A 17,241-nucleotide genomic window follows, 5' to 3' on the forward strand; every position below is an offset into this window, starting at 1 on the left:
CGATGAATTTACTTGCACGTTTTACTTCACCAAACAAGCTGAAAGAACGTGGCATCATGGGGATGAACAAGCGTAATCATAGCTACATTGGTCGCTATAATGATCGCAGCCTTTATCCTCTTGTTGATGATAAATTAAAAACAAAATTTATCGCCCAACAAGCAGGTGCAACCGTTCCTGATTTGATCGGTGTTATCGATAGCCAAGGCTCAGTAAAAAAAATCCACGATATGGTAAAAGATTGGCCTGGATTTGTGATTAAGCCCGCACAAGGCTCGGGCGGTAAAGGCATTTTAGTTATTGTTAAGCACAAAGATGGTATTTATGTAAAACCGTCTGGTGCTGAAATCAATAAACAAGATGTTGAACGTCATATTACCAATACCCTCGCGGGACTATTCTCGTTGGGTGGTAAAAATGATGTCGCCATGGTCGAAAACTTGATCCAATTTGATAATGTTTTTGATGGCTTTAGTTTTGAAGGTGTACCTGATGTTCGTGTCATCGTATTTAAAGGCTATCCTGTGATGGCGATGATGCGTTGTTCGACCTCTGCGTCCGATGGTAAAGCAAACTTGCACCAAGGTGCTGTCGGTGTAGGGATTGATATCGCGTCAGGTAAAGCAGTACGAGCAGTTCAATTTAATCAGCCAATTGAACACCATCCTGATACTGATCGTTTACTCAGCGAGCTTCAAGTACCTAATTGGAACAAGCTGCTAACGCTTGCTGCGAGTGCTTGGGAAATGACTGGCTTAGGCTACATGGGTACAGATATGGTGTTAGACAAAGTGAAAGGCCCTATGGTACTAGAGCTCAATGCTCGACCAGGATTGGCTATTCAAATTGCAAATGGTTGTGGTTTACTCCCTCGCCTTCGCCATATTGAAAATATCGGTACTTCAGCACATACGCCAACACCTGAAGAGCGTGTCGCTTATGCTGCTCACCAGTTCGGTGTCAAACCTAAGTTTTAATCTTCTCGGTTAATATCTTTTGAAAGCCCTGTCGTGTTATGACGACAGGGCTTTTTTATTTTTATTAATAGAATAAAAAAATTAAAGCTCTTGGTATTGATGTCGATATAAAGAGTATCAATATGATTAAGGCTTACTTTTCCATGCAACACATTTCTTTAGATAATATGCTGATCAATGAGATCCAGCTCGGTACAGGACTCAACCAAGCGGTTGAATCTGGTCGCCGTGCTGATTTCTCATTAATGCTTGCATTGCTATCTTCTGAATTAATGGAAAATACACCGCAAGATAACGAACCTGAGCAGATTCAAACAGAGCAACAACTGCGTGCTTATTTTGAGCTACCCTCTCCTCAACCGCTGACCACATCAGAGCATTGTTACCAACGCTCTGCGGATCAGGCAAAAGCTTTTCATGAATCAGGTATTGCGAGTACCCGTTTACTACACGGCCTACAACCAACAGCGTTAACATTCCCAGCCGAGAACACCAAAGGATTACCTGAAGATCTCTTTCATAACCTTTCTGTACACGAACGTCGCAAGCTTCCACCAGAAGAGCCTCGCCCTATCTCTGCGTCACCAAAAAACTTATATACTTCGCTTATTCATGCCAAGCGAACTTCTGAGCTTTTTCACGCTGCTTAATGTCCATATAACTATCTGCCAATCCAACAATGATACGCAATAGGTATCTTTGTGAGCGCAATCAAACATTGTCACATCTAATTATTCTATTGTGAAAGCGCTAACTAATATGGTTATTAACTACTTTAGGTCTGATCAGTTAATGCCATATTAATATGATAATTTTTGGATGATACTACTATGCGTATTGATCAATCTGTAATAGTCATCACTGCGGCAGGTACTCTCATCGGTAAAGCCATGGCTCTTCATTTCGCATCATTAGGGGCGAAACTTGCTCTCGTTGATAATGACATCAACAAGTTAGAGGCAACACAGGATGCTTGCTCTCAATTTTCTAGTCATATCAACATCTTTCATTTAGAAGACACCCAACCGCATTCTATTAAACAAGTCTTTACCCATATTCAGCGCCAACTAGGGACTTTTAATGTCCTGCTCAACACATGGCCCAAATGTACGAATACGCCTAGTATTCTTGAACCTAATGCAATTAATGAATTCAACGATGTAATGTGTAACAGCGCAACAACTTTTTTTAGCGTTGGACAAATAGCAGCAACAATAATGCAAGGCAACAAACAACCAGCCGTCATTATTAATTTAGCCCTACAACCATCTAGCCATCACACTCACCTTTCCGATACCAGTAAATCAGTAATACAAGGCTTAACTTTTGGCTGGTCTAAAGAATTATCTTCTTTGAATATCCGAGTAGGTGCCATTATTCCAATTACTTCAGATAAACAGACAATGGTCCATACACGATTACAAGAAGAGATAGTCAGTTGCACGGAATACATTATTACTAATGATTCCTTCAATGGCAGGATACTTGAAGCAGAGTGTTTGATATAAGCATCTATAAGATATAAAAAAGCCCGCTAAGTTAGCGGGCTTTTTTTCAATCAGTGCTCGATATTAAGCTTTTGCTTTTTTACCTTTAGTGGTTTTCACTGGCTCTGATTTTTTAATCACTGTTGTGCCTTCAAACGCTTCACCTTCAATGAAAGGCTTACCGTAGTAAGATGCCATTAGTACATCTTTAAGCTCAGAGATTAGAGGGTAACGAGGGTTTGCACCAGTACACTGGTCATCAAACGCTTCTACCGCTAGCTCATCAACTTTCGCAAGGAAATCAGCTTCTGCAACGCCTGCTTCTTGGATTGACATAGGGATCTGAAGATTCACTTTCAGTTCTTCTAACCAAGTTAATAGACGCTCAATTTTCTGTGCTGTACGGTCACCCGCATGTGATAGACCTAAGTGATCAGCAACTTCAGCATAACGACGACGCGCTTGTGGGCTTGCGTACTGTGAGAATGCTGTTTGCTTTGTTGGGTTATCATTCGCGTTGTAACGAACAACGTTAGAAATCAACAATGCGTTAGCAAGACCATGAGGTACGTGGAACTCAGCACCTAGTTTGTGCGCCATTGAGTGACAAACACCTAGGAATGCGTTAGCAAACGCGATACCTGCGATAGTTGCCGCATTGTGTACTTTCTCACGTGCGATTGGATCATTAGCACCATTTGCATAGCTTGATGGTAAGTACTCTTTTAGCATTCTTAGTGCTTGAAGTGCTTGACCATCAGAGTATTCATTAGCAAGAACAGATACATAAGCTTCTAATGCGTGAGTGACGGCATCGTAACCACCAAACGCTGTTAGCGACTTAGGCATGTTCATCACAAGGTTCGCATCAACGATAGCCATGTGAGGTGTTAATTCATAATCTGCTAGTGGGTACTTAGCACCTGTTTTATCATCAGTTACAACCGCAAATGGTGTTACTTCAGAACCTGTACCAGATGTAGTAGTAATACATACTAGCTCAGCTTTCTTACCCATTTTAGGGAACTTGTAAATACGCTTACGAATATCCATAAAGCGCATTGCTAGTTCTTCGAAATGCGTTTCAGGGTGCTCGTACATTACCCACATGATCTTCGCAGCATCCATTGGTGAACCACCACCGAGTGCAATAATCACATCAGGTTGGAAGCTCTTCATTGCTTCAGCGCCTTTCTCAACAACAGACAGTGTTGGATCCGCTTCTACATCAAAGAATGTTTGAACTTCGATACCTTGTGCTTTAAGCAAAGATACGATTTCATCTGCGTAACCGTTATTAAATAGGAAACGGTCTGTTACTAAGAACGCACGTTTCTTACCTTCTAAATCGCTAAGTGCAATTGGAAGGCTACCACGACGGAAGTAAATTGATTTAGGTAGTTTATGCCACAACATATTTTCAGCTCGCTTCGCTACTGTCTTCTTGTTGATAAGGTGCTTAGGACCTACGTTCTCAGAGATAGAGTTACCACCCCATGAACCACAACCTAGCGTTAGCGAAGGCGCAACGTTAAAGTTGTAAAGATCACCGATACCACCATGAGTTGTTGGGATATTTACAAGAATACGTGCGGTTTTCATTTTGTCGCCGAAGTACTTAATACGATCAGCGTTAGTATCTTGGTTAGTGTATAGGCCTGATGTATGGCCGATACCACCAATCTCTACCATTGTTACTGCTTGATCTACTGCATTTTCAAATGAAGACGCGCGGAACATACCTAATGTAGGAGATAATTTCTCATGTGCGAACTCGTCGTCGAAAGAAACTTGCTCACCTTCACCGATAAGGATCTTAGTATTAGCAGGAACAGTAACACCCGCCATTTCAGCGATCTTCGTTGCTGGCTGACCTACGATATCTGCATTAAGGTTACCGTTGATAAGCAGAATTTTACGAACTTTATTCGCTTCATCTTTTGATAAAACGTAGCCATTGTGAGAAGCAAAACGCTCTTTCACTTCATCATAGACTTCGTCCATAACGATTACTGCTTGCTCTGAGGCACAAACAACGCCGTTATCAAACGTTTTTGACATAAGAACAGATGCAACAGCACGCTTAACATCAGCCGTTTCATCGATAACAACAGGTACGTTACCCGCACCAACACCGATAGCTGGTTTACCAGAAGAGTAAGCCGCTTTAACCATGCCTGGACCACCAGTCGCAAGGATAAGGTTGATATCATCGTGCTTCATTAGTGCATTAGATAGTTCTACTGATGGTTGATCAATCCAGCCAATAATATCTTTTGGTGCACCCGCGGCAACAGCGGCATCTAATACTAATTTAGCAGCAGCGTTAGTTGAGTCTTTAGCACGTGGGTGTGGCGAGAAAATAATTGCGTTACGTGTTTTAAGAGAGATTAAAGATTTGAAGATAGCTGTAGATGTTGGGTTAGTCGTTGGAACGATACCACAAATAATACCTACAGGCTCAGCAATAGTCATGGTGCCGAACTCATCGTTCTCTTCCAAGATACCGCATGTCTTTTCGTCTTTGTATTTGTTGTAGATAAATTCAGAAGCGAAGTGGTTTTTAATAACCTTGTCTTCGATGATACCCATACCAGATTCAGCAACAGCTTGCTGAGCTAGAGGAATACGTGCGTTGTTTGCAGCAAGAGAAGCAGCGCGGAAAATTTTATCCACTTGCTCTTGAGAGAAAGTTGCAAATTCTTTTTGTGCCGCTTTAACGCGTGCAACCATTGCATCTAGTTCAGTGATATTTGTAACAGGCATAGTAGACTCCTACCTTAAGATTGAAAACTTTTTAGTAAGGATACGGCTCAATTCCTTTCATTCTTAAAATTGTCGAATTAAGAAAATCACACACTTAGTAAATTACTTTCAAAATTGATTATATTTATTCATATTACAAAAAGATTTGATTTAGATCAGTGTTAGCTCGGATGTTCAAATTACATCTAAAAACCATAAAAAACGAACAATAAATAAACAGATAATCTATAACATCAATGTTTTCACTAACATTTCACATATCAGCGACAATAACCACTCAATTCACAAGGATAAATATTACGTAATAAAAATACATTTACTAGCCCTATATTTATCCACTTGTGATAATTATCACCTTTTCATATGCCATTTGGTCAATATTGAGCCATTAGTCTTGATAAGCATTTCGTTTCAACATAGTAGTTCATCTTTTTAACAATGAAAGTTTATTAATATAAATGGAGAAATATTTCCCTAGAACTAAAAAAGCAGGCTTTTTTTTGTGGTTAGTCAAATAATTTAAGATTAAAATATCACCAAGTAATTAACTGACATTAGTTTTGACTGTCAAAAAACATCACGCATAACCTAACTGTTAAGTTAATAACTCCGCCTTTTTATACGAGGCTTTTTTACTCTGAGATCAACTGTATTGATGAATACTATTCTCATGACTTACACCTAGAAAAACCTAACCGAGAAAATCATGCAAGCCATTGAAATTGGAATATTTTTACACTTTTTTGTCGGGCTTTTTGCAACGGTAAACCCTGTTGGTATTATGCCTGTTTTCGTGTCATTAACAGGTTCAATGACACCTGAAGAGCGTAATAAAACAGCGCTAACAACCAATACCGCTGTTGTTATAATACTGGTAGTGGCTCTTGTTGCTGGCCAACACTTATTGGATCTCTTTAGTATCTCTATTGATTCATTCCGAGTCGCCGGCGGCTTGCTATTGCTGAGTATCGCTTTTTCAATGATGAGCGGTAAGATTGGTGAGGTGAAACAAAATAAAGAAGAGAAATCAGAGTCAGCCATTCGTGAACAAGTCGGTGTGGTTCCACTTGCAATGCCTTTAATGGCTGGACCAGGTGCCATCAGTTCAACCATTGTTTATGGTTCCAAGTATCCAACAATGACATCAACGATTGGCATTGCCATTACCATCGTTGTATTTGCTTTTGGCTGTTGGTTACTGTTTCGCTCTGCCCCATTAATTGTACGCTTCTTAGGTCAAACAGGGATTAACGTTATTACTCGAATCATGGGTTTGATCCTTGCCGCACTTGGTATTGAATTTATTATTAATGGATTAAAAGTGATGCTACCAGGCCTAGTTTAAGCGTCAAAACATAAACACCTCGCTAATAAAAGATAATAATTAAATATAAAGTCTCGATTTTTTCGGGACTTTTTATTATCAATTACCTACGCCCATCATTTACGCACTTACCTAATACTATTTTTGCTATACTAGTCCGCTGATTGATATGCCATACAAAATAATAACCTACTTCTGCGTAAGCTTACGGCTAACTAACACTTAATTATGATTAAACTGACTCTAAGACAACGTCTTTACCAAATTATTTTTGGTACCTCTACACGCGCTGGACAGCTATTCGATATTGGCTTAATAATCGCTATTGTTAGCTCTGAACTGATCCTAATCATTTCATCTGTTGCCAGTATTGAATCAAAATTCTCCACAGCGCTGTTAGGTGCTGAGTGGCTATTTACGATCTTATTTACCATAGAATATATTCTGCGCTTGTATTGTTCGCCACGCCCTCTTGCTTACGCGCGCAGTTTTTATGGCATCATTGATTTAATTGCCATTGTGCCTGCTTACATTTCTTTCTTTGTGCCAGGTTCAAACTATTTACTAATCGTACGTTTAATCCGTGTTTTACGTATTTTCCGTGTGCTAAAACTGGCTAGATTTTTACAAGACTCCAACATCCTTTTACGATCACTTCGCCATGCCCAGCGTAAAATCTTTGTTTTCTTTAGCTCTGTATTAATTCTAGTTACGGTATTTGGCTCGTTAATGTTCTTAATTGAAGGTCCTGAAAATGGCTTTACCAGTATCCCTAAAAGTATTTACTGGGCAGTCGTGACTATTACAACCGTTGGTTATGGCGATATTGTGCCGCAGACCGTGATGGGTAAGGCGTTAGCTTCATTAACCATGTTACTTGGTTATTCAATTCTTGCCGTTCCTACTGGTATTTTGACCGCAGAGCTCAATCAAGAAATGAAAACACACCGCAATCTAAGACGATGCCCGAATTGTGCGACCAGTGGTCATGAAGTAGATGCTGATTACTGTAAAAAGTGTGGAACACAACTCCCTGAAAACATCTAATTATCATTAAATTAAACCATTAGCTTTAATGATTAACCACTTGATCTTTAAGACGTGATCTAATTCTTACTTTTACAAGATAACAATTATTCTCGTCTTATTTGGTCTACCTTTATCTTCATCATTTAGGAAATATTAAAAATTAATGCGATTAACGATATACTCATTACTCTGTAGTTTCATTCTAATATTCAGTGCTTCAGCATCTGCTACGCTAACACTTTTTGAAACAGACCAGCCTGAATTAACCCAAGCAGCAATGAGCATAAATACTGCCATTAATCAGCTACCTGATCAGCATTTGTTCACTCATAACGATGTTAAAGAAGTTAATTCATTACTGTCTAAGACCCTCTCACAACAAAAGAAACATCAAAAGTTACTGGCAACAGCACTGAATGAATACCATAAAAGCGATAATAAAGAACAAGCGTGGGAAAAACTGTCATCGGTTTACAGTTCACTACTGAGCATTAGCCAAGATAAAGAGCGCCTTCTCAATTTAAGTTCATCTGCTATCCAAGATAAGGTGACAGGATTTGGACCTTTTGGCGTTCAACAATTTAAGTTAGAGCTATCAATCACAGCGCTTAACTTACAGTATATGGTCTTATATCAATTACGCAGTTTCCATGATTTGCTAAAAGATATGCTGATCTCACCAGTCCCCATTCTTGTAGTTGCCTTAAAAGTTTTCGGTATTTTATTTTTACTTTCTTGGTGGCAGCGTAATAGCGCACGTTTAATCGAACATTTTAGAGAAACACAGCTCGAACATAACCCGCACCCCAATCTTTTATTTCGTACAATTTGGTATATTAGTCGAGCACACCGTCCAATTGGTTGGTTAATTGCAATCACACTTTCACTCCGTGTTGTTTCACAATTACCAAGCTTGCACCACTTGACCTACTTGGAAATATTCACTTGGTGGATCCTTGGGGGCTCAATTGCAGTGCGATTTATACTCGAGTTTGCGCGTCGTAATAGCATCAATAATAGCGATGCTGAAGTTGTCGCATTACGTCTTTCAACTATTCGCCAATACGTATGGGGATTTATTGCCGCAGGCGTAATTCTACAAATTTCAGCGCGCACACTGGGGCAAGGCACCATCTATGCGTGGATTTGGTCAATTATCTTCTTTGGTTTTATCTTATTAACCTTAATTACGCTTCGTCGTTGGCGACATATCGTCTTTAAGCGTTTAGAAGGCGCGACACATCTGCCCCTTTCTATTAAATGGGCGCTCAATCATAAAGATAAATTATTACTTTCAATTCCAGCAACAGCACTAGGTGCAGCATGGCTTACCTTACGTCGCTTTCAACACACACTGGTTGCTAACTTATCAAAGTACATTTTCTTTCGTCATGCACTCGCCTATCTATTCCGTATTGAAGTTGCTAAACAAACAGAAACCTCTCGCGAACAACTCAATATGGTTCGTATCAAAGGTGCCGCTACTTATGAATATGTAAAGCCAGGTAGTGATGATAGCCAAATCATTGAAGACTATGCGTTAGAAGAAATTAAACAGCTTTCAGGCTACTTATTAACTGATAAACCCGCAGTTTGTGTTGTTTCTGGTGAGCGTGGCATTGGTACAACAACACTTCTTCGACGCTTGTTACACAAAGTTAAAAATGCAACACCGATATACATTAACTGTCCTTATGATGGCTACGCAGAATTACTACAACAGTTCTCTACCGCTCTTGGGCTTGCTAGTGACAGTTGTGAAGATGATATTCTTGAATACTTACGTAACAGTGAAACAACCTATTTAATTGCCATCGATAACGCCCAACGATTGGTGACGCCTAAAGTCGGTGGACTAAAAGATCTAATGAGTATCACTAATTTATTGCGTAAAACACGGAAAAGTCACCGTGCGATTATTGCGGTTGAGAAATCATGTTGGCGTTTTGTTGATCGTGCTCGTGGTGAGCGTTTACTGTTTGATTTAGTCACCTTCATGCCACGCTGGAGCGAACAGCAAATTGGCGACTTATTAAAAACCCGCACCTCTTCCGAAGGAGAATTTGCCATCAGCTTTGAAGGTCTAGTGCTGCCTCGCCAGTGGGATGAAGATGACATCACAGAAGAAGAACGTGCTCAACGAGGCTTCTATCGTATTCTGTGGGATTACTCTGATGGTAACCCTACGGTTGCTGTACGTTTCTTCCGTTTCTCTCTGCAGCGAGATAAAGACACAGATAAAGTACTGGTACGTTTATTTAAAGCACCACAATCTGAAGATTTAGAACAAATGCCAAAGCCGATGTTAGCAGTGCTACGTTCTATTGTGCAGTTAGAGGTCGCATCTCCGCAAGAGCTCTCTGAATGTACTCAGCTCAGCCTTGATGAAGTTATTGGTACGTTACGTTACTTCCAAAGTCGTGGTTTTATTGAATGGTCAGATGATAAAGCGAAAATCTCCGATCACTGGTTCCGCCATATAACTAATGTTCTCCACCGTCAGCACTTATTGGTGAAATAAATGAAGCGTTTATTCTGTCTCTTTAGCCTAATACTTCTTAGTTTTTCACCAGCCGTTTTTGCTGATGACATGCCAAATATTGAAAGCTTTCAACAATTTGCTAGTCTTATTCGTTGGAGTGGCGTGCTCTTTTCTGCATTAACGGTTTGTGCCGCTTGGATATTACTGCGATTCATTCAATCAATTGTTGATGGTATCAGTAGCCAATTTGCTCAACGTCGAATGTTGCTACAAAAGTTACAATCTTTCTTCCAATTCTTCATTTATATGTCGACGGGTATTGCCGTCTTTATGATGAGTTTCCGTGTTGATGATCGTATCTTAGCTTTGATTGGCGGTACTATTGCGGTATCTGTTGGTTTTGCCCTTAAAGACTTGGCAGCCTCGTTCATTGCAGGCTTAACCGTGATGATTGATAGGCCTTTCCAAGTTGGCGATCGTGTAACATTTGAAGGCAATTATGGTGACATTATTACTATCGGTTTGCGCTCTGTACGTATGCGCACCTTAAATGACGATATTATCACCATACCAAACAACAAATTCTTAAGTGAAGTCACCGTCAGTGGTAACTATGGTGCGCTGGATATGCAAGTGGTGATCCCCTTCTATATCAGTATGGATCAAGATATCCGTTTAGCCCGCGATTTAATCCAAGAAGCAGCGTCATCAAGCCGTTATATTCACCTACCAAAACCTGTGACGGTTTTAGTAAAGCAAACGATCACCGATAACTACCTAGCTATCATGTTGACTTGTAAAGCTTATGTGGTTGATACCAAATATGAAAAGTTATTTGAAACTGATATTACACTGCGTGTAATGGAAGAATTTGCACGTAACGGTATTAGGCCACCAGCGATCGCACTCAAAAGTGCCGATGCTTAATTCATATTTTTATTACTGATATAAAAAAACCGAGCACTTAGCTCGGTTTTTTCTTATGGGGATGTAATTACTTACGACGCCATGTTGTGCCTTGTGCACCATCTTCTAAGATAATGCCCATCGCTAATAACTTATCACGAGCGTCATCTGCTGCAGCCCAATCTTTTGCTGCACGTGCATCGAGACGTTGTTGAATCAATGCTTCAATTTCAGCCACATTATCATCTTCACCTGCGCCACCTTGTAAGAAAGCTTCAGGCTCTTGAGATAGAAGACCAAGTACATCAGCAAGCTCACGCATACGTGCACCTAATGCAGAAGCCGTAGCAACATCATCTGTTTTCAAACGGTTAATTTCACGCGCCATATCAAACAGTACTGAATAAGCTTCAGGTGTATTAAAGTCATCATCCATCGCTTCTTTAAAGCGAGTAACGAACTCTTCACCGCCAGCCGCTTCAACTGATGTGTCTAAACCACGAAGCGACGTGTATAGACGCTCAAGTGCAGAACGCGCTTGCTTCAAGTTATCTTCGCTGTAGTTAAGCTGGCTACGGTAGTGACCAGACATTAGGAAGTAACGTACCGTTTCAGGATCGTAGTGGTTTAATACATCACGAATCGTGAAGAAGTTACCTAATGACTTAGACATCTTCTCGCGATCAACCATTACCATGCCACTGTGCATCCAAGTATTTACATACTGGGTGTCGTGCGCACAGCAAGATTGTGCGATTTCGTTTTCATGGTGTGGGAACTGAAGATCTGAACCACCACCGTGAATATCAAAGTGATCGCCTAAGATTGCAGAGTTCATTGCTGAACATTCAATGTGCCAACCTGGACGGCCTGGGCCCCATGGCGATTCCCACGTAGGTTCACCTGGCTTAGACATTTTCCATAGTACAAAGTCTAATGGGCTACGTTTTGCCATATCGATATCAACACGTGCACCTGCTTGAAGTTGGTCAAGATCTTGCTTAGATAGACGACCGTAATCTTCATACTTGCTCACTTCAAACATGACATCGCCATTAGAAGCAACATAAGCAAAACCACGTTCAATTAATCGCTCACAAAGCGCGATAATTTCTGCGATAAACTGTGTCGCACGTGGTTCAACGTCTGGACGTTTCATACCTAACGCATCAAAATCCGCATGCATTTCACCGATCAAACGCTCAGTTAATGAATCACAACTTTCGCCATTTTCAGCGGCACGCTTAATGATTTTATCGTCGATATCAGTGATATTACGAACAAATGTTAAATCATAACCAGAATAGCGCAGGTAACGAGAAACCACGTCAAAAGATACAAACGTACGACCGTGTCCGATGTGACACAAATCGTAGATCGTTACTCCACAGACGTACATGCCTACTTTACCAGGCTGGATTGGGGTGAATGCCTCTTTCTGTCGTGTGAGCGAGTTATAGATCTTTAACATGTCTCTTCATTACTCATAGTAGTAGGATTACAAATTCGAAGGGTAATTACACCTTTTATGCCTTTTGTTGGCAAGGAAAATCCTTTAATGAATGCTATTTTAACCATTAGCCACCGATTAATCGGGTAATGTTTGTCTGAGCAGGCTATGGTAAGTTAATATTCAAGACTTAAAGAAAAATACTCCATTAAAGGAAAAGATCATGATTACCCTTCACACAAATTTTGGTGACATCAAAATTAACCTATTCGAAGACAAAGCACCTCAAACGTGTGCAAACTTCCTTCAATACTGCCGTGATGGTTTCTACAACGGTACTATTTTCCACCGTGTTATTGATGGTTTCATGGTTCAAGGTGGCGGCATGCTTCCTGGTATGGAAGAGAAAGAAACTCGCGCTCCAATTCAAAACGAAGCAAACAATGGCCTAAGCAACAAGACAGGCACACTTGCAATGGCGCGTACTAACGCTCCTCACTCTGCAAGCTCTCAGTTCTTCATCAACGTAAAAGACAACAACTTCCTTGATTTTACTGGTGAAAACATGAGCGGTTGGGGCTACTGTGTATTTGCAGCAGTGGTTGAAGGTATGGATGTAGTTAACAAGATTAAGGCTGTGAAAACAGGCCGTCACGGTTACCACTCTGATGTACCCGTTGAAGATGTTGTTATCGAAAGCGTAACTATCGAAGAATAAGTCTTCATTGATATTAAGGGTGGCATTAGCCGCCCTTTTTCTATTATGACAACACTATTTATTTCAGATCTGCACTTAAGTGCTGAGCGTCCCGATATGACAGCATGTTTTTTGCGATTTATGGCAGAAGACACAAAAGATATTGACGCCTTATACGTGCTCGGGGATTTGTTTGAAATGTGGATTGGGGATGATGAAAACTCGCCTTTTTTACAACAAATCAAACAGGCCTTTAAAGCCCTCACTGATTCGGGGACTCCTTGCTATTTTATCCATGGTAATCGCGACTTTTTAATTGGTAAACGTTTTAGCCAACAAACGGGGGTTCAGTTACTTCCTGAACATTGCGTTGTTGAGCTGTACGGAAAACCAACCTTAATCCTCCATGGTGATACTTTATGCATAGAAGACGAAGCGTATCAACGTTACCGTAAAAAAGTGCATAACAAGTTTATTCAATGGTTATTCTTCCGCATTCCTCTTTCTCGTCGTATTAAAATTGGTGAGAAGTTTAGAAGTAATAGTAGTAAAAATAATCAGATGAAGAGCCAATCCATCATGGACGTCACACAAAGTGAAGTGGTTCGATTGATGCAAGCTTTCCATGTTGATCAAATGATCCATGGTCACACCCATCGACCAAATATTCATTCACTCACTGTTGATAATAAGCCAGCCTCACGTATTGTCCTCGGTGATTGGTATGAACATGGTTCGGTATTAGTCGTTACGCCTGATGGCTATCAGCTAGAAACCCGTAATTTTGATACTAATCAGCAGCAATAAAAAAGGTACGCAATGCGTACCTTTCTTTTTATGCGATCTTTTCTTCGACATTAAATTGCTTGAGCTGTTTTCGGTCAGCCGCCCAAGAACGATACATCGTCAAAGAGGTATATAAAACAACCCCACAAACAAGCCAAGCCAACACTTTCATATCTAGCGATTTCACTAAATATGCTGCAATCACCACACCAATAGGTCCTGTTATTGCAACAGCCACTGACGCTCGACTATTAATTTTATCTCGACGTAAGAAACCACCAGCAGAAAAGAAGCCTAAAAATCCACATGAGCACATCATTACAGGGAACGCAGCAAGTGGATTCATACCTAACATGTAGATCATTGTCATACACGGAGCATATAAACCAATACCAACAGTCATCAGGGCACCAAATAAAAAGTTACCGGCAATACCAATCGCCAATTTCCAACCACTTAACCCTAAACTCGTACCACCTAGTGGAAATAGCTTTAATTGACCCGCAAGCATCAAACCTGCCACCACCAGTAGCGCACCACTCATCACAATACGTATATGTTGACGATCCCAATTAGAGACTAAACTCGCACCGACTGTTGCCCCTAAACACGCTGAAACGACAAGACTTAATAAGGTGACTGAATCTACATTTACTGCAGTCAGAAAAATAAGCGCTTGAACAACGGTAGCTAACACCGCTTGGCAATTCATTGTTCCGGGAAGAACTTGATCATCAATAAGCTTAAACTGTTTGTAGCCTGCCGTCATAATGGCAAAGCTTCCCACTCCTAAAGTGTCACAGAAGTTTGCAAACCCACCAATTAAGGCAATGGGAATAACTCGTGTATCTGCTTCCTGCTTTCGGTTTCTTCGCCATGCCATCACAAGCATAACAATAAAAACACTACCACCAACAAGCAATCCCGCTTGTATCAAGGTAAATATAGACATAAATAGTACAAATACGATTGATAGAAAGTTGAATAGATAGATCAAAAAATTCACGCAAATGGTGAATATTTAAAACTCTGCTATTATGAACTCAAAATATATTACACACCATTTTTATTACACTTAATAGCTTTATTGACTAATATATTGATAATTTGTGCATTTTTAAACCAAATGTAATTTCAATATACTTATGCTTCAATACTTTATTTAAATAGTGTTAAAAACATCACTTTGTGAATTATATAAATTTGATATGCTCTGCTAATAACAACAATACTTAAATAATTTAAATTTTATTTTTTTGGACTTTTCTGTAGATTTCAATGTTCTCATATATTGCTAGACAACCCATTTTAAACAGAAATAAGCAAACCGTTGGCTATGAACTTTTATTTAGGGATGGTCCAGATAACTGCTTTCCAAATATTGGTGATGAACAAGCCACAAACCGTTTGCTTAACGATAACTTTTTCAGTTCAGCTGGAGAAGCGCAATTAACATCTGGCAAACGTGCATTTGTTAATTTCCCTTATAGTTCAATAGTCTCTGGGACGCCTCTTCTTTTCCCAAAACAAAGTTTCATCATCGAAATCCTTGAAAATTGTGAACCTACTGATGAACTTTTTGAAGCAATAAAGAAACTTCATCAAAAAGGCTACACACTCGCACTTGATGATTTTATCCCTAATAAACAATGGACTCGATTTTTCCCCTATATCCATATTATTAAATTCGATATTCGTATTATCAGTATTGAAAAAGCTGCACGATTTATTCAATTCTATAAAGAAAAAACAAAACTACGTTTTTTAGCCGAAAAAGTAGAAACACAAGAAGAATACCAACAAGCTTATGATGCAGGCTTTGATCTTTTCCAAGGCTTCTTTTTTAGTAAGCCAGAAATGATCCAACGAAAATCATTAAAACCCTCATCTTTAACAACATTACGCTTGTTTAAAGAAATTTGTGTTACTGATGTCGATTTTGACAAAATTGAAGAAATTATTGCTACTGATTTAACCTTATCGTACAAATTACTTCGTCACGTCAATGCGTTAACATCAATGCGTTCAAAGCCTGTTACCTCTTTTAAACAAGCATTAATTTTTCTTGGTGAAGATCAGCTACGACGTTTTGTTACGTTTGTCGCGACATCTCATGCAGTAGAAAATAAACCTCAGTCTCTTTATAACTTATCACTCCAACGTGCACATTTTTGTGAGCAGTTATACCGAACACGAGTCCCCAAAGATAATGGTAATCAAGCCTTTCTTACTGGACTATTTTCCTTATTAGACTCTTTACTTGATCAACCATTAGAAGAGCTAATAGAGCTCCTTCCTTTAAGTGAGCAGGTTAAGTTAGCACTAACTAAACGTGCAGGTCCTTTAGGAGCAATATTAAACTTAACAGATGCTTACGATCAGGCTGATTGGTCATTAGTTAGAAAATACAGCACTGCATTAAAAATCAATGAATCAAGCATTGCAGACTACTATTTAGAGTCAGTAAAATGGTCTACTGAATATGAGCAAACCTCGGCTAAATAAACATGTCTAAACACACATCAATGTGTCCTTGTGGAAGTAATAAGCCCCTTATTGAGTGCTGTAAACCTATCCATCTTGATCATTCAAAAGCACAACACCCAGAACAACTGATGCGGGCACGTTACAGTGCCCATGTACTCGGATTAGTTGATTTTGTCGTCCAAACTTATCACTCAAGTTGTGAAGCGGAACAACACCGCGATGCCATTGCAGAATCAGTAAATTTATCATGGTTAGGATTAGATGTTCTAAACAGTGAAATCGCTGAAAGCGGTGAAGGTTTTGTTGAATTCAAAGCTATGTACAAAGAAGCAGGCAATGAATATATCCTGCAAGAACGTTCACGCTTCTTACAACAAGAAAAAGATAGCAAGCTATGTTGGTTTTATATTGATGGTGAATATCCAGAGCCAGCCCCTGTAGAACAATCAACTTCATCTGTTCCCGTAAAAAGTGCTAAAACTATTGGTCGTAATGACCCTTGCTTATGTGGTAGCGGCAAGAAATATAAAAAATGTTGTGGTTAATACCGCGTTAACATTCCTCTTTCTTAAACCGATCTTAGATCGGTTTTTCTTCTTTAAGTATGCTATCTCACATAAAACTATGTGTTGAGCCAATAATTAATCCCCTTCTTATTTCTTTCGACACAATTAATTTAACCATCTAAAACTCAACAAGTTAGGAAATTTCTTCTTACAATTGTGACATTACCTAAACTATTTTCGAAATGAAAAATAAATCAGATAAAAGGTTAAAATTAATGTTGCATTATCTAACACTCTTAGTTAGTGTGGATAACAAGAAAATAACACCATTATGTATTAACGAG

General features: G+C 39.6%; 14 protein-coding genes. 11 read left to right on the forward strand and 3 right to left on the reverse strand.

The window, feature by feature from the left end; genetic code table 11:
• The first annotated feature begins 2 nt into the window (after positions 1 to 2).
• From BTO08_RS08030 to BTO08_RS08040, 3 genes are all read left to right on the forward strand, one after another.
• Positions 3 to 977, forward strand: a complete 975-nt coding sequence (locus BTO08_RS08030; protein WP_105060595.1) for an alpha-L-glutamate ligase-like protein — start codon at positions 3 to 5, stop codon at positions 975 to 977.
• Between the two features lie 143 nt (positions 978 to 1,120).
• Complete coding sequence (locus BTO08_RS08035; protein WP_105061326.1) at positions 1,121 to 1,627, forward strand: VC2046/SO_2500 family protein; 507 nt, start codon at positions 1,121 to 1,123, stop codon at positions 1,625 to 1,627.
• A 180-nt stretch (positions 1,628 to 1,807) separates the two neighbouring features.
• Positions 1,808 to 2,485 (forward strand): SDR family NAD(P)-dependent oxidoreductase, encoded by a 678-nt coding sequence (locus tag BTO08_RS08040; protein ID WP_105060596.1) that lies wholly within the window; start codon positions 1,808 to 1,810, stop codon positions 2,483 to 2,485.
• A gap of 63 nt (positions 2,486 to 2,548) precedes the next feature.
• Here the strand turns inward: BTO08_RS08040 and adhE are convergent, their stop codons facing one another.
• On the reverse strand, positions 2,549 to 5,230 hold the full coding sequence (gene adhE, locus BTO08_RS08045) for a bifunctional acetaldehyde-CoA/alcohol dehydrogenase (protein WP_105060597.1): 2,682 nt from the start codon (positions 5,228 to 5,230) through the stop codon (positions 2,549 to 2,551).
• A 706-nt stretch (positions 5,231 to 5,936) separates the two neighbouring features.
• Between adhE and BTO08_RS08050 the strand changes: the two genes are divergently transcribed.
• The 4 genes from BTO08_RS08050 to BTO08_RS08065 all read left to right on the forward strand — a co-directional run bounded on the left by BTO08_RS08050 (position 5,937) and on the right by BTO08_RS08065 (position 10,992).
• Positions 5,937 to 6,575: a YchE family NAAT transporter gene (locus tag BTO08_RS08050; RefSeq protein WP_045127240.1), complete on the forward strand. Its 639-nt coding sequence runs from the start codon at positions 5,937 to 5,939 to the stop codon at positions 6,573 to 6,575.
• Between the two features lie 207 nt (positions 6,576 to 6,782).
• Positions 6,783 to 7,601 (forward strand): ion transporter, encoded by an 819-nt coding sequence (locus tag BTO08_RS08055; protein ID WP_005370644.1) that lies wholly within the window; start codon positions 6,783 to 6,785, stop codon positions 7,599 to 7,601.
• Between the two features lie 145 nt (positions 7,602 to 7,746).
• Positions 7,747 to 10,104, forward strand: a complete 2,358-nt coding sequence (locus BTO08_RS08060) for an AAA family ATPase (protein WP_105060598.1) — start codon at positions 7,747 to 7,749, stop codon at positions 10,102 to 10,104.
• Positions 10,105 to 10,992: a mechanosensitive ion channel family protein gene (locus tag BTO08_RS08065; protein WP_105060599.1), complete on the forward strand. Its 888-nt coding sequence runs from the start codon at positions 10,105 to 10,107 to the stop codon at positions 10,990 to 10,992.
• A gap of 67 nt (positions 10,993 to 11,059) precedes the next feature.
• Here the strand turns inward: BTO08_RS08065 and cysS are convergent, their stop codons facing one another.
• Positions 11,060 to 12,442: a cysteine--tRNA ligase gene (gene cysS / locus BTO08_RS08070; RefSeq protein ID WP_105060600.1), complete on the reverse strand. Its 1,383-nt coding sequence runs from the start codon at positions 12,440 to 12,442 to the stop codon at positions 11,060 to 11,062.
• A 202-nt stretch (positions 12,443 to 12,644) separates the two neighbouring features.
• Here cysS and BTO08_RS08075 point away from each other — a divergent pair, with 202 nt between their 5' ends.
• Positions 12,645 to 13,139: a peptidylprolyl isomerase gene (locus BTO08_RS08075; protein WP_005370640.1), complete on the forward strand. Its 495-nt coding sequence runs from the start codon at positions 12,645 to 12,647 to the stop codon at positions 13,137 to 13,139.
• A gap of 45 nt (positions 13,140 to 13,184) precedes the next feature.
• Entirely contained in the window at positions 13,185 to 13,925 is a 741-nt protein-coding gene (gene lpxH / locus BTO08_RS08080; RefSeq protein ID WP_105060601.1) for a UDP-2,3-diacylglucosamine diphosphatase, read from the forward strand.
• A 28-nt stretch (positions 13,926 to 13,953) separates the two neighbouring features.
• Here the strand turns inward: lpxH and BTO08_RS08085 are convergent, their stop codons facing one another.
• Positions 13,954 to 14,856: a sulfite exporter TauE/SafE family protein gene (locus BTO08_RS08085; protein WP_105060602.1), complete on the reverse strand. Its 903-nt coding sequence runs from the start codon at positions 14,854 to 14,856 to the stop codon at positions 13,954 to 13,956.
• A gap of 326 nt (positions 14,857 to 15,182) precedes the next feature.
• On the opposite strand from BTO08_RS08085, the gene BTO08_RS08090 reads away from it, so the two are divergent.
• Positions 15,183 to 16,409: an EAL and HDOD domain-containing protein gene (locus tag BTO08_RS08090; protein WP_105060603.1), complete on the forward strand. Its 1,227-nt coding sequence runs from the start codon at positions 15,183 to 15,185 to the stop codon at positions 16,407 to 16,409.
• A 2-nt stretch (positions 16,410 to 16,411) separates the two neighbouring features.
• Complete coding sequence (locus BTO08_RS08095; RefSeq protein WP_105060604.1) at positions 16,412 to 16,936, forward strand: YchJ family metal-binding protein; 525 nt, start codon at positions 16,412 to 16,414, stop codon at positions 16,934 to 16,936.
• The last annotated feature ends 305 nt before the right edge of the window (positions 16,937 to 17,241 follow it).

The sequence above is a fragment of the Photobacterium angustum genome (assembly GCF_002954615.1).
Classification (GTDB): Bacteria; Pseudomonadota; Gammaproteobacteria; order Enterobacterales; family Vibrionaceae; genus Photobacterium; species Photobacterium angustum_A.

Excerpts from the sequence above, each read along its gene's own strand:
- BTO08_RS08085 (WP_105060602.1), bottom strand. The coding sequence starts at position 14,856 with ATGTCTATATTTACCTTGATACAAGCGGGATTGCTTGTTGGTGGTAGT.
- BTO08_RS08050 (WP_045127240.1), top strand. The coding sequence starts at position 5,937 with ATGCAAGCCATTGAAATTGGAATATTTTTACACTTTTTTGTCGGGCTT.
- BTO08_RS08035 (WP_105061326.1), top strand. The coding sequence starts at position 1,121 with ATGCAACACATTTCTTTAGATAATATGCTGATCAATGAGATCCAGCTC.
- BTO08_RS08065 (WP_105060599.1), top strand. The coding sequence starts at position 10,105 with ATGAAGCGTTTATTCTGTCTCTTTAGCCTAATACTTCTTAGTTTTTCA.
- lpxH (WP_105060601.1), top strand. The coding sequence starts at position 13,185 with ATGACAACACTATTTATTTCAGATCTGCACTTAAGTGCTGAGCGTCCC.
- BTO08_RS08060 (WP_105060598.1), top strand. The coding sequence starts at position 7,747 with ATGCGATTAACGATATACTCATTACTCTGTAGTTTCATTCTAATATTC.
- adhE (WP_105060597.1), bottom strand. The coding sequence starts at position 5,230 with ATGCCTGTTACAAATATCACTGAACTAGATGCAATGGTTGCACGCGTT.
- BTO08_RS08075 (WP_005370640.1), top strand. The coding sequence starts at position 12,645 with ATGATTACCCTTCACACAAATTTTGGTGACATCAAAATTAACCTATTC.
- cysS (WP_105060600.1), bottom strand. The coding sequence starts at position 12,442 with ATGTTAAAGATCTATAACTCGCTCACACGACAGAAAGAGGCATTCACC.
- BTO08_RS08040 (WP_105060596.1), top strand. The coding sequence starts at position 1,808 with ATGCGTATTGATCAATCTGTAATAGTCATCACTGCGGCAGGTACTCTC.
- BTO08_RS08055 (WP_005370644.1), top strand. The coding sequence starts at position 6,783 with ATGATTAAACTGACTCTAAGACAACGTCTTTACCAAATTATTTTTGGT.
- BTO08_RS08095 (WP_105060604.1), top strand. The coding sequence starts at position 16,412 with ATGTCTAAACACACATCAATGTGTCCTTGTGGAAGTAATAAGCCCCTT.
- BTO08_RS08030 (WP_105060595.1), top strand. The coding sequence starts at position 3 with ATGAATTTACTTGCACGTTTTACTTCACCAAACAAGCTGAAAGAACGT.
- BTO08_RS08090 (WP_105060603.1), top strand. The coding sequence starts at position 15,183 with ATGTTCTCATATATTGCTAGACAACCCATTTTAAACAGAAATAAGCAA.